Origin of the sequence: Klebsiella quasivariicola, assembly GCF_002269255.1 — a bacterium.
In the GTDB taxonomy this organism is placed as follows: Bacteria; Pseudomonadota; Gammaproteobacteria; order Enterobacterales; family Enterobacteriaceae; genus Klebsiella; species Klebsiella quasivariicola.
Map to the genome: position 1 here is coordinate 2,969,460 of NZ_CP022823.1, position 12,414 is coordinate 2,981,873.

The window sequence follows — 12,414 nt, forward strand, 5'->3', positions numbered from 1 at the left end:
AAGGGTGTTAAGGCCTGTAGCGCGTTAGCGATAAACAAAAGCTATCACATCGTGAACGCCGTCACATTTTTTACTTATGACAGGATATGCTATGCCGCAACTTGAAGAATACCTGCGCCAGCTGGCGCCCTCCATGACCCAATGGCGCCGCGATTTTCACCTGCACGCGGAATCCGGCTGGCTGGAGTTCCGCACCGCCAGCAAGGTGGCGGAGATCCTCGACGGACTCGGCTATCAGCTGGCGCTGGGCCGCGACGTTATCGATGCCGACAGCCGGATGGGGCTGCCGGACGAGAAGACCCTGGCCCTCGCTTTCGAGCGCGCCCGCGAACAGGGTGCGCCGGAGCGCTGGTTACCGGCGTTTGAAGGCGGATTTGCGGGGGTGGTCGCCACGCTTGACACCGGACGTCCCGGCCCAACCCTGGCCTTTCGCGTCGATATGGATGCCCTCGATCTCAATGAACAGCACGACGACAGTCACCGCCCCCATCGCGACCATTTCGCCTCCTGCAATACCGGCATGATGCACGCCTGCGGCCATGACGGCCATACCGCCATCGGACTGGGGCTGGCGCACGTCCTGAAGCAGTATGCCGACCAGCTCAATGGGGTGATCAAACTGATTTTCCAGCCTGCAGAAGAAGGGACCCGTGGCGCCCGCGCGATGGTGGCCGCCGGCGTACTGGACGAGGTGGACTATTTCACGGCGATACATATCGGTACCGGCGTCGCGGCAGGCACCGTCGTCTGCGGCGGGGACAACTTTATGGCCACTACCAAATTCGACGTGCAGTTCAACGGCGTGGCCGCCCATGCCGGCGGCAAGCCCGAGGACGGGCGCAACGCACTGCTGGCCGCCGCCCAGGCCGCTCTTGGCCTGCACGCCATTGCGCCGCACAGCGCCGGCGCCTCGCGGGTCAACGTCGGCGTGATGCAGGCCGGTACCGGACGCAATGTGGTGCCCTCTTCCGCGCTGTTAAAAGTGGAAACCCGCGGCGAAAGCGAAGCCATTAACCAGTACGTGTTCGAGCGGGCGCAGCAGGTCATCGCCGGGGCCGCGGCGATGTACGAAGCCCGCTACGAACTGCGCATGATGGGCGCGGCAACCGCCAGCGCGCCGTCGCCGGCATGGGTGGCGTATCTGCGTGAGCAGGCCGCTCAGGTACCCGGCGTGCAACAGGCGGTGGATCGCATCGCCGCCCCGGCGGGGTCGGAAGATGCCACCCTGATGATGGCCCGGGTCCAGGCGCGCGGCGGCCTCGCCTCGTACATGATTTTCGGCACCGAACTGAGCGCCGGTCACCACAACGAGAAATTTGATTTCGATGAGAGCGTGATGGCGGTGGCGGTCGAGACTCTGGCGCGCGTCGCGCTTAACTTTCCCTGGCAGCGGGGGGTGTGATGGAAGCCATTTTTCAGTTTGTGGACGAGATGATTGAGGCACAACGGGACACCTACTGTGCGATCGCCGACGACATCTGGGACCACCCGGAGACCCGCTTTGAGGAGTTCTGGTCCGCCCAACGGCTGGCCGACGCCCTGGAAGCGGAAGGTTTTCAGCTCACCCGCGATGCCGGCGGGATCCCGAATGCTTTTATCGCCAGCGTCGGCGAGGGCAAACCGGTCATTGCCCTGCTCGGCGAATTTGACGCCCTGGCGGGACTCAGCCAGCAGGCCCACTGCGCAGAACCGACCTCCTCGACACCGGGAGCCAACGGCCACGGTTGCGGGCACAATCTGCTCGGTACCGCGGCTTTCGCCGCGGCGGTCGCCGCCAAAGCCTGGCTGCAGCAGCACGGCGGCGCGGGCACGCTGCGCTTTTACGGTTGTCCCGGCGAGGAAGGCGGATCGGGAAAAACCTTTATGGTGCGCGAAGGGTTGTTTGATGATGTCGATGCGGCCCTCACCTGGCATCCGGAAGCCTGGGCCGGGATGTTCAGCACCCGCACCCTCGCCAATATTCAGGCGGCATGGCGATTCACCGGCACCGCCGCCCACGCCGCTAATTCACCGCACCTGGGCCGGAGCGCGCTGGATGCCGTCACCCTGATGACCACCGGCAGCAACTTCCTCAATGAACATATTATCGAGAAGGCGCGGGTTCATTACGCCATTACCGATACCGGCGGCGTCTCGCCCAACGTGGTGCAGGCGCAGGCGGAAGTGCTGTATCTGATCCGCGCCCCGGAGATGGCCGACGTAGAACAGATCTTCGCCCGCATCGAGAAGATTGCCCAGGGGGCCGCGCTGATGACCGAGACGCAGGTCAGTTGCCGTTTTGAAAAGGCCTGCTCCAGCTATCTGCCCAACCGTACGCTTGAGGCGGCGATGTATCAGGCGGTCTGTCATTACGGTACCCCTGACTGGAGCGACGAGGAACGCGCCTTTGCCGCGGCGATCCGCGCCACTCTCAGCGCCAACGATATTAATAACAGCCTGCACAATATTGCCGGCACCAGTGGGGAGGAAGGCAAAGCGTTTGCCCGCCGCCACCGCGACACGCTGCTGATTGATGAGGTGGCGCCGTGGGCGGCCACCGATAACATCCTCGCCGGCTCCACTGACGTCGGCGATGTCAGCTGGAAAGCGCCAGTGGCCCAGTGCTTCAGCCCGTGCTTCGCGGTGGGAACCCCGCTGCACAGCTGGCAACTGGTGAGCCAGGGCAGAACCACCATCGCCCATAAGGGCATGTTGCTGGCGGGGAAAGTCCTCGGCACAACCGCCATCCGTTTATTCAGCGACAGCGCGCTGCTGGCGGCCAGCCAGCAGGAGCTCAGGCAGGCGCTGGCCGAACACCCCTATCGCTGCCCGATCCCGGCGGAGGTGAGACCGTCGGTTTTACGCTAACCATACAGACCAGACCACTCCAGACAGACACTGACCGGCATCGCGGCACGCACCGACCATAATAACCGCCGGCAGTACGGGAGCAGGCCTGCCCAACACAACAACGACAACAGAGGAATGCCCATGAGTATGTCATCCATACCGTCGTCTTCCCCCGGCGGAAAGCGCTATGGCTGGGTAGAGAAGATCGGTAACAAAGTCCCGCACCCGTTTTTGCTGTTTATCTATCTTATCGTGGTGCTGATCGCCGCCACGGCGATCCTCTCCGCCTTCAACGTCGGGGTGCAGAACCCCGGGGACGGTTCGCGGGTGGTGGTCAAAAACCTGCTCAGCGTGGAAGGGCTGCACTGGTTTTTACCGAATGTGATCAAAAACTTCAGCGGTTTTGCGCCGCTGGGGGCGATCCTCGCCCTGGTGCTGGGCGCCGGCTTTGCCGAGCGCGTGGGTCTGCTGCCGGCGCTGATGGTCAAGATGGCCTCGCACGTTAGCGCCCGCTATGCCAGCTATATGGTGCTGTTTATCGCCTTTTTCAGCCATATCTCATCTGATGCGGCGCTGGTGATTATGCCGCCGCTGGGCGCGCTGATGTTCCTCGCCGTCGGTCGGCATCCGGTCGCCGGCCTGCTGGCGGCGATTGCCGGCGTGGGCTGCGGCTTTACCGCCAATTTACTGATTGTCACCACCGACGTACTGCTCTCGGGGATCAGCACCGAGGCGGCAAAATCCATCGATGCCTCATTACACGTCAGCGTGATCGACAACTGGTACTTTATGGCGACCTCGGTGATCGTTCTGACGCTCGTCGGCGGACTGATCACCGATAAGCTGGTGGAACCGCGGCTGGGACAGTGGCAAGGCAGTCGTGAGGAAAAGCTGCAGACGCTGACCCCCGAGGAGCGTTTCGGCCTGCGCATCGCCGGCGTGGCAACGCTGGTATTCGTGGCGATCATCGCCCTGATGGTGGTCCCCGAAAACGGTATTCTGCGCGACCCGGTTCAACACACGGTCATGCCCTCGCCGTTTATCAAAGGCATCGTGCCGCTGATTATCTTTTTCTTCTTTTTCGTGTCGCTGGCATACGGCATCGCCACCGGCAAAATTCGCCGCCAGGCCGATCTGCCGCAGTTAATGATTGAACCGATGAAAGAGATGGCCGGGTTTATCGTGATGGTCTTCCCGCTGGCGCAGTTCGTGGCGATGTTCAACTGGAGCAACATGGGCAAGTTTATGGCCGTTGGGTTGACGGATCTGCTGGAGAGTTCAGGCATGAACGGTGTTCCGGCGTTTGTCGGCCTTGCGCTGTTGTCGGCTTTTCTGTGTATGTTTATCGCCAGCGGCTCGGCCATCTGGTCGATTCTGGCGCCGATCTTCGTGCCGATGTTTATGCTGCTGGGCTTTCACCCGGCGTTTGCGCAGATCCTGTTTCGCATCGCCGATTCATCGGTGCTGCCGCTGGCGCCCGTGTCGCCGTTTGTGCCGCTGTTTCTCGGCTTTTTACAGCGCTACCGGCCGGATGCCCGGCTTGGGACCTACTACTCACTGGTGCTCCCTTACCCGCTGATCTTTCTCGCCGTCTGGCTGCTGTTGCTGGTGGGCTGGTATCTGGTGGGACTGCCGATCGGCCCTGGCATCTATCCGCGGCTATCTTAAACCGCTGATGCGCCAGGGACGGCCGCGTCACGTTAGCGGGAAATCTTCACTTTGCGGCTGGCCTGTTCCACGCTGGCGAATTTATACCACAACGCTTTATACCCCCGCTCAATCACCAGCGTCAGCGCGTGGATCCCTAAGCCGCTGACGATCAATACCAGTACGCCGGTCAGTATATATTGCATAGCCCCACCTCCGAGTTGTTAACCGCGCCGCGTCGACGCACAAAACTGTGCGCAGGCGGGACGTCGTCTGTTAAACGTAGCAAAAACCATGCCCGATAACCCGCCAGGATCGATCCAAAAATAAATCATCATCGCGGCCACTGAACGCAGCCCGTGATGGGGGTTTATCTTTTGGGAGTATAGTTGACCGCCGTCAGCGCGTGGTATCGTGTGGTCCTCGCAACAATAGTGGATGACGGAAAGATGTTGACCTTGCTGCAGGATAAAATGGATACCCCGCTGGGGCCGCTGTGGGTGCTCTGCGACGAACAGTTTAATTTGCGCGCTGTTGAGTGGGACGAGCATCGCGATCGGATGGAAACGCTGCTCGACGTGCATTATCGCCGGGAAGGCTACCAGCGCGTCGACTGCCGCAATCCCGGCGGTCTCAGCAGTAAACTGAACGACTATTTTGCCGGCGATTTGGCCATCATCGACACCCTGCCTACCGCCACGGCTGGCACCCCTTTCCAGCGACACGTCTGGCAGGCGTTACGCGATATCCCCTGTGGCCAGGTCATGCACTACGGCCAGCTGGCCGAAGCGCTGGGTCGTCCTGGCGCCGCCCGCGCCGTAGGGGCCGCTAATGGCGCTAATCCGGTGAGTATCGTGGTGCCCTGCCATCGGGTCATCGGGCGCAACGGCACCATGACCGGCTATGCCGGCGGCGTACAGCGTAAAGAGTGGCTTTTGCGCCACGAGGGCTATCTGTTGCTTTGACTGAAAATGCCTTTTCTGGAATTTTCAGGTAATTTTACAATCAAATGTGGCTGAATAACCTATTTCTAATCAATCAGATATCGGGCTGTTTTGATTTACCCTGCTGATATTACGTGTTTCAGAGCCTGAAGACTTACCTGCTCATCAAAAAGATGTTAAAATTGACCAATATCAATTAAGGCCTGAGCAGACATATGATCCCTGAGAAGCGAATTATTCGACGCATTCAGTCTGGCGGTTGTGCTATCCATTGTCAGGATTGCAGCATTAGCCAGCTCTGCATCCCCTTTACTCTGAACGAGCATGAGCTTGATCAGCTGGATAATATTATCGAGCGGAAAAAGCCTATCCAGAAAGGTCAAACCTTGTTCAAAGCCGGTGATGAGCTGAAGTCGTTGTACGCCATTCGCTCCGGGACCATTAAAAGCTACACCATCACCGAACAAGGTGATGAGCAGATCACCGGCTTCCATCTGGCGGGCGATTTGGTAGGCTTTGACGCCATCGGCACCGGCCTGCACCCGAGCTTTGCGCAGGCGCTGGAAACCTCAATGGTCTGCGAGATCCCCTTCGAAACCCTCGACGATCTTTCCGGAAAAATGCCGAATCTGCGTCAGCAGATGATGCGTCTGATGAGCGGTGAGATTAAAGGCGACCAGGATATGATCCTGCTGCTTTCCAAAAAGAATGCCGAAGAGCGGCTGGCCGCGTTTATTTATAACCTCTCTCGTCGTTTCGCCCAGCGCGGTTTCTCTCCTCGTGAGTTCCGTCTGACGATGACCCGCGGCGATATCGGCAACTATCTCGGCCTCACCGTCGAAACCATCAGCCGTCTGCTGGGTCGTTTTCAGAAAAGCGGCATGCTGGCGGTGAAAGGCAAATACATCACCATTGAAAACAGCGATCTGCTGGCCCAGCTGGCCGGACAGGCGCGCAACGTCGCGTAATCTCTGCGCAACACCTGGTCAGAATCGGCAATTTTTTCAGATTTGTTGATCTGACCAGGCTCCTCCCCTGTTTCAATTCATCCATATGAGTTATCTTTTTATTAACTGACGGTAGCTGCAGTTGTAAGGAGACCCTGTATGGCGAAGTATCAGAGCATGCTGGTAGTAATCGATCCTAACCAGGACGACCAGCCGGCGCTTAGGCGAGCGGTGTACCTGCACCAACGGATTGGTGGACGCATCAAAGCTTTTTTGCCGATCTATGATTTTTCCTATGAAATGACCACCCTGCTGTCCCCGGACGAGCGGACGGCAATGCGCCAGGGCGTCATTGCCCAACGTACCGCCTGGATCCGCGAGCAGGCGAAATTCTATCTTGAATCCGGTGTGCCAATTGACGTGAAAGTGGTGTGGCACAACCGCCCCTTTGAAGCCATTATTCAGGAAGTGGTTAGCGAGAAACACGATCTGCTGCTGAAGATGGCCCACCAGCACGACAAGCTGGAAGCGGTGATCTTTACCCCGACGGACTGGCATCTGCTGCGTAAATGCCCCTGCCCGGTGTGGATGGTCAAAGACCAGCCGTGGCCGGAAGGCGGCAAAGCGCTGGTGGCTGTCAATCTCGCCAGCGAAGAGAATTACCACAACACCCTCAACGAGAAGCTGGTTCGCGAAACCCTGTCGCTGGCGGAAGAAGTCAACCACACAGAAGTGCACCTGATCGGCGCCTACCCGGTCACCCCAATCAATATCGCCATTGAACTGCCGGATTTCGATCCCAGCGTCTACAACGATGCCATTCGCGGCCAGCATCTGCTGGCGATGAAAGCGCTGCGGCAGAAGTTTGGCATCGATGAGAAATTCACACACGTCGAAAAAGGGTTGCCTGAAGAGGTGATCCCGGATCTCGCCGAGCATCTGCAGGCGGGGATCGTGGTGCTGGGGACCGTTGGACGAACCGGCCTGTCGGCGGCGTTCCTCGGCAATACCGCGGAACAGGTTGTCGACCACCTGCGCTGCGATCTGCTGGTGCTCAAACCAGAAGCCTACCAGACGCCGGTGGAACTGGACGACGACGACGACGATTAACTGATGTTCCTGTTATGCCCCTCATCCCCCGCCTCGCGGGGGATTTTTTTGCCCGCTATCCGTCAGGCACAAAAAAGGGCCGCTCGCGGCCCCGTCATTGTTCAGTGAGAATGAATGACTTAGTGGATACCCAGACGCCAGGCCAGATCGATCTCTTCTTTCAGCTCCAGCGAGGAGAGCGCCATCAGGTCAGCAAACTCCAGCTCCAGCAGTTTAAGCTTTTTCAGATACTGCGCTGGGGTCATAACGGTGGTGTCGCGGCGTAAGAATTCGATGGCCATCTGCGTTGGGGTTAACTCGGTATCCATAATATCCTCTGTCTGATGTAAGAACCGGGACATTATATCACCTCTTGCCGCTTATTTTATGAACAATTCCAGGCATCCCCTTGTATATAAAAAAGCCGTCTCACAGGAGACGGCTTATAAACAAAGGTTGTAAAACAATAATTTTACATTACAGCGCTTTCAGGATCGCATCGACGCTGGCTTTCGCATCACCGAACAGCATATGGGTGTTCTCTTTAAAGAACAGCGGGTTCTGTACCCCGGCGTAACCGGTGTTCATCGAACGCTTAAAGACCACCACGTTCTGCGCTTTCCAGACTTCCAGCACTGGCATACCCGCGATAGGACTCTTCGGATCGTCCTGCGCCGCCGGGTTGACGGTGTCGTTGGCGCCGATGACCAGCACGGTGTCGGTATCGCTGAAATCGTCGTTGATCTCATCCATTTCCAGCACGATGTCGTAAGGCACTTTGGCTTCCGCCAGCAGGACGTTCATATGTCCTGGCAGACGCCCGGCCACCGGGTGGATGCCAAAGCGCACCTTGATGCCGCGCGCCCGCAGCTTCTCGGTAATTTCAGCCACCGGATACTGCGCCTGGGCCACCGCCATACCGTAGCCCGGGGTGATGATCACCGAGTGCGAATTTTTCAGCATCTCCGCGGTCTCTTCCGCGCTAATCTCGCGATGCTCGCCCACTTCTTCATCGCCACCGCTGGAGGAACCATCGGTACCGAAGCCGCCGGCAATCACGCTGATAAAGGAGCGGTTCATCGCCTTACACATAATGTAAGAGAGGATCGCACCGGAAGAGCCTACCAGCGCGCCGGTGACGATCAGCAGGTCATTGCTCAGCATAAAGCCCGCCGCCGCTGCCGCCCAGCCCGAGTAGGAGTTGAGCATGGAAACCACCACCGGCATGTCCGCGCCGCCGATAGAGGCCACCAGGTGCCAGCCAAAGGCCAGGGCGATGACGGTCATGACCAGCAGGCACAGGACCTGGGTGCCGGTGCTGTCGGCGCGAACAAAAATCACCATCAGAATGAAAGAGACCACCAGCGCCGCCAGGTTCAGCTTATGGCGATTGGGCAGCATCAGCGGCTTCGAGGAAATTTTGCCGCGCAGTTTACCGAACGCCACCACCGAACCGGTGAAGGTCACTGCACCGATGAAGATGCCGAGGAACACTTCGGTCAAATGAATATTGACCAAAATCTGCTCCATCCCGGTTTCATGCTGCAGGTAGCTGTTAAAACCAACCAGCACCGCCGCCAGGCCCACGAAGCTGTGCAGGATAGCCACCAGCTCCGGCATCTCGGTCATCTCGACCTTCTTCGCCAGACGAATACCGATCGCCCCGCCGATCACCATCGCGAGAATAATCCAGCCGACGTTGCCGGCATCGGGCCCCAGAATTGTGGCGATCAGGGCGATAGCCATCCCGGCGATACCGAAATAGTTGCCCTGCTGCGACGTTTCGTGTTTCGACAGTCCCGCCAGGCTGAAAATAAACAGGATTGCAGCAACAATGTATGCAGCTGTAACTAATCCACCAGACATGTGCTACCCCTTATCCTTTGCGAAACATTTTCAGCATGCGCTGAGTCACGGTAAAACCACCGAAAATATTAATGCTGGCGATCAGCACCGCGATAAAGCTCAGGAAGCTGACCCAGCCACCGTGGCCTATCTGCAACAACGCACCAACAACGATAATCCCCGAAATGGCGTTCGTCACCGACATCAGCGGCGTATGCAGCGCGTGGGAGACGTTCCACACCACGTAGTACCCGACCACACAGGCCAGGGCGAAGACGGTGAAATGGCCGAGGAACTCTTTTGGCGCCACGTTGGCCAGCCAGCCAAAGAGGATAATCACCAGCGCCATCAGCGCATATTTGCGCCACGGCGACGCCGGTTTCACCGCTTCTTTCGGCGCTTCCACTTTTTTCGCCGCGGCCTGCGGCTGAGCGGAGACCTGAATCGGCGGCGCCGGCCAGGTGATTTCGCCTTCGCGCACCACGGTCACACCGCGCACTACCACGTCATCGAAATCGATAACGATATTGCCGTCTTTCTCTTTGCACAGCAGCTTCAGCAGGTTGACCAGGTTGGTGCCGTAGAGCTGCGAGGACTGGGTCGGTAAACGGCCCGGCAGGTCGGTATAGCCAATGATTTTCACGCCATTGGCGGTGGTCACCACTTCGCCCGGCACGGTGTACTCACAGTTACCGCCGTTTTGCGAAGCGAGATCGACCACCACGCTGCCCGCTTTCATGGAATCAACCATCTCGCGGGTGATCAGCTTCGGCGCCGGTTTGCCCGGGATTAACGCCGTGGTGACGATGATATCGACATCTTTCGCCTGGGCGGCGAACAGCGCCATTTCGGCCTTGATAAACGCCTCGGACATGACCTTAGCATAACCGTCGCCGCTGCCCGCCTCCTCTTTGAAGTCCAGCTCGAGGAACTCGGCGCCCATACTCTGCACCTGCTCCTTCACTTCCGGACGGGTATCGAAAGCACGGACGATAGCGCCCAGGCTGTTGGCAGCGCCTATCGCCGCCAGACCGGCCACCCCGGCACCAATGACCATCACCTTGGCAGGGGGAACTTTACCGGCGGCGGTAATCTGCCCGGTAAAGAAACGGCCAAATTCATGCGCCGCTTCAACGATAGCGCGATAGCCGGCAATGTTAGCCATTGAGCTGAGCGCATCCAGCGACTGGGCGCGGGAAATACGCGGCACGGAATCCATCGCCATGACATTGATATTGCGGGCCGCCAGTTTTTCCATCAGCTGCGGGTTTTGCGCCGGCCAGATAAAACTTATCAGCGTGGTTCCCGGATTCAGCAAAGCAATTTCATCGTCATTCGGGGCATTGACCTTGAGGATGACATCAGACTGCCACACCTCGTTGCCGGTCACGATTTCAGCCCCAGCCTGGACAAAGGCCTCGTCGTCAAAGCTGGCCAGTTTCCCGGCGCCGCTTTCGACCGCGACGCTAAAGCCGAGTTTGAGCAGTTGCTCAACGGTCTTCGGCGTGGCGGCGGCCCGGGTCTCCTGGGCTAGCCTCTCTTGTGGTACACCAATACGCATAGTTTTCCCTTCCATCGGTTTTTGATGATGGTTTACTTTTCTGACCAACAACGACAAGACCGCGACAACGTCCTCGCCGTCTTTCGCTGACTGCAAAATGAAACAGTAACAAACTTTTTATAACCTACTGAAAATACCGATTGTGATCTACAACGATAAAACACAATTTTTGATTTTATTGCTTATTGTCAGCACAGATGGTTCCGGGCAGCAATATTTACCTGAATATGCCTTTCAGGCCTGATAATCCGCTTGTCTGGCGGCATAAAACGCCATTTATCGCCATAGAGATCATTGTATTAACATTACATTAACTAATAAAAGTGGTATTGATTATCGTTTTTGCTGGTCAAGCGGCTGTTTTTTCAACATATCGAAAAATGTTATCTTTCCGTAGTATACGATTTGGGCGGCATGCAAAAAATGACGCAGACAGTCACGGCGATTAAATGCAATAATCAAATGTTTTCAGTCAACAACAACACCAGTATATGGTTTGCGCAAGGCAAAGGATTATTTTTATGAAGCTTAAAAACACCCTCCTGGCGTCTGCTCTCCTGACAACCGCCGCGTTGTCTGCCCATGCAGCGACCGAGTTGACCCCGGAGCAGGCGGCTGCGCTGAAGCCCTACGATCGCGTTGTCGTCACCGGCCGCTTTAACGCCATCGGCGACGCCGTGCAGGCAGTATCGCGCAAAGCCGACAAAGACGGCGCGGCCTCATTCTATGTTGTCGACACGTCAGACTACGGCAATGGCGGCAACTGGCGCGTCACAGCAGACCTCTATAAAGAGGATGCGCCGAAAGCAGAGGCGCCGAAGAATCGCATCATTAATGGCGTGATGGAGCTGCCAAAAGATCAGGCCGTTGAGCTGATGCCCTACGACACTGTCACCGTTCAGGGCTTCTATCGCAGCCAGCCGGAAGTGAACGATGCCATCACCAAAGCGGCAAAAGCAAAAGGTGCCTATGCGTTCTTTATCGTGCGCCAGGTGGACGCCAACCAGGGCGGCAACCAGCGCATTACCGCCTATATCTACAAAAAAGATGCGGAAAAACGCGTGCTGCAGAGCCCGGATGCTATCCCGGCTGACTCTGAAGCGGGCCGCGCAGCGCTGGCCAAAGGCGGCGAAGCGGCGAAAAACGTGGAAATCCCTGGCGTCGCCACCACTGCTGCGGTGGGTTCAGGTACCGGCGTAGGCCGATTCTTCGAAACGCAGTCCTCCAAAGGCGGGCGTTACACTGTCACCTTGCCGGACGGCACTAAAGTGGAAGAAGTGAACAAAGTCACCGCGGCGCAAATGGTGCCGTTCGATAACATTCAGTTCACCGGCAACTACGGCAACATGACCGAGATCTCCTATCAGACGGCGAAACGTGCGGCGAAGAAAGGCGCGAAGTACTACCACATTACTCGCCAGTGGCAGGAACGCGGCGGCAATATCACCATCAGCGCCGATCTGTACAAATAATCGCTGCTGACTGGCTAAAAAGGCGGCGCATTGCCGCCTTTTCATTTTTTTTCATCCCCCGCCATTGCATGGCCCCCGGA

The 12,414-nt window shown here is 57.8% G+C and carries 11 protein-coding genes; 7 read left to right on the forward strand and 4 right to left on the reverse strand.

Annotated features, from left to right (window positions below; genetic code table 11):
• Window positions 1-91 precede the first annotated feature (91 nt).
• From B8P98_RS14840 to abgT, 3 genes are all read left to right on the forward strand, one after another.
• Complete coding sequence (locus B8P98_RS14840; protein WP_087805581.1) at window positions 92-1,402, forward strand: M20 family metallo-hydrolase; 1,311 nt, start codon at window positions 92-94, stop codon at window positions 1,400-1,402.
• The gene (locus B8P98_RS14845) at window positions 1,402-2,847 is read left to right on the forward strand and encodes a M20 family metallopeptidase (RefSeq protein WP_080897430.1); all 1,446 of its coding nucleotides are present in this window, start codon (window positions 1,402-1,404) and stop codon (window positions 2,845-2,847) included. The genes B8P98_RS14840 and B8P98_RS14845 overlap by 1 nt, the downstream gene beginning before the upstream one ends.
• Window positions 2,848-2,970: 123 nt before the next feature.
• Entirely contained in the window at window positions 2,971-4,497 is a 1,527-nt protein-coding gene (gene abgT / locus B8P98_RS14850; protein ID WP_025713066.1) for a p-aminobenzoyl-glutamate transporter, read from the forward strand.
• 32 nt (window positions 4,498-4,529) lie between these two features.
• Here abgT and B8P98_RS14855 read toward each other — a convergent pair whose 3' ends face one another.
• Window positions 4,530-4,682 carry a hypothetical protein gene (locus B8P98_RS14855; protein WP_025713065.1) on the reverse strand — a complete coding sequence of 51 codons (153 nt, stop codon included), beginning with the start codon at window positions 4,680-4,682 and terminating at the stop codon, window positions 4,530-4,532.
• Window positions 4,683-4,925: 243 nt separating this feature from the next.
• Between B8P98_RS14855 and ogt the strand changes: the two genes are divergently transcribed.
• The 3 genes from ogt (at window position 4,926) to uspE (ending at window position 7,477) form a co-directional block, all read left to right on the forward strand.
• Window positions 4,926-5,441 (forward strand): methylated-DNA--[protein]-cysteine S-methyltransferase, encoded by a 516-nt coding sequence (gene ogt / locus B8P98_RS14860; RefSeq protein WP_025713064.1) that lies wholly within the window; start codon window positions 4,926-4,928, stop codon window positions 5,439-5,441.
• A 194-nt stretch (window positions 5,442-5,635) separates the two neighbouring features.
• Window positions 5,636-6,388 (forward strand): fumarate/nitrate reduction transcriptional regulator Fnr, encoded by a 753-nt coding sequence (gene fnr / locus B8P98_RS14865; protein ID WP_002903394.1) that lies wholly within the window; start codon window positions 5,636-5,638, stop codon window positions 6,386-6,388.
• A gap of 138 nt (window positions 6,389-6,526) precedes the next feature.
• Window positions 6,527-7,477, forward strand: a complete 951-nt coding sequence (gene uspE / locus B8P98_RS14870) for a universal stress protein UspE (RefSeq protein WP_002903391.1) — start codon at window positions 6,527-6,529, stop codon at window positions 7,475-7,477.
• Window positions 7,478-7,596: 119 nt separating this feature from the next.
• Here the strand turns inward: uspE and B8P98_RS14875 are convergent, their stop codons facing one another.
• The 3 genes from B8P98_RS14875 to pntA all read right to left on the reverse strand — a co-directional run bounded on the left by B8P98_RS14875 (window position 7,597) and on the right by pntA (window position 10,862).
• Window positions 7,597-7,785, reverse strand: coding sequence for a YdiH family protein (locus B8P98_RS14875; protein ID WP_004887037.1), 189 nt, complete (start codon window positions 7,783-7,785; stop codon window positions 7,597-7,599).
• Window positions 7,786-7,933: 148 nt separating this feature from the next.
• Window positions 7,934-9,322: a Re/Si-specific NAD(P)(+) transhydrogenase subunit beta gene (gene pntB, locus B8P98_RS14880; protein ID WP_025713063.1), complete on the reverse strand. Its 1,389-nt coding sequence runs from the start codon at window positions 9,320-9,322 to the stop codon at window positions 7,934-7,936.
• 10 nt (window positions 9,323-9,332) lie between these two features.
• Window positions 9,333-10,862: a Re/Si-specific NAD(P)(+) transhydrogenase subunit alpha gene (gene pntA, locus B8P98_RS14885; protein ID WP_080897432.1), complete on the reverse strand. Its 1,530-nt coding sequence runs from the start codon at window positions 10,860-10,862 to the stop codon at window positions 9,333-9,335.
• Window positions 10,863-11,383: 521 nt separating this feature from the next.
• Here pntA and ydgH point away from each other — a divergent pair.
• On the forward strand, window positions 11,384-12,334 hold the full coding sequence (gene ydgH / locus B8P98_RS14895) for a DUF1471 family protein YdgH (RefSeq protein WP_025713061.1): 951 nt from the start codon (window positions 11,384-11,386) through the stop codon (window positions 12,332-12,334).
• The last annotated feature ends 80 nt before the right edge of the window (window positions 12,335-12,414 follow it).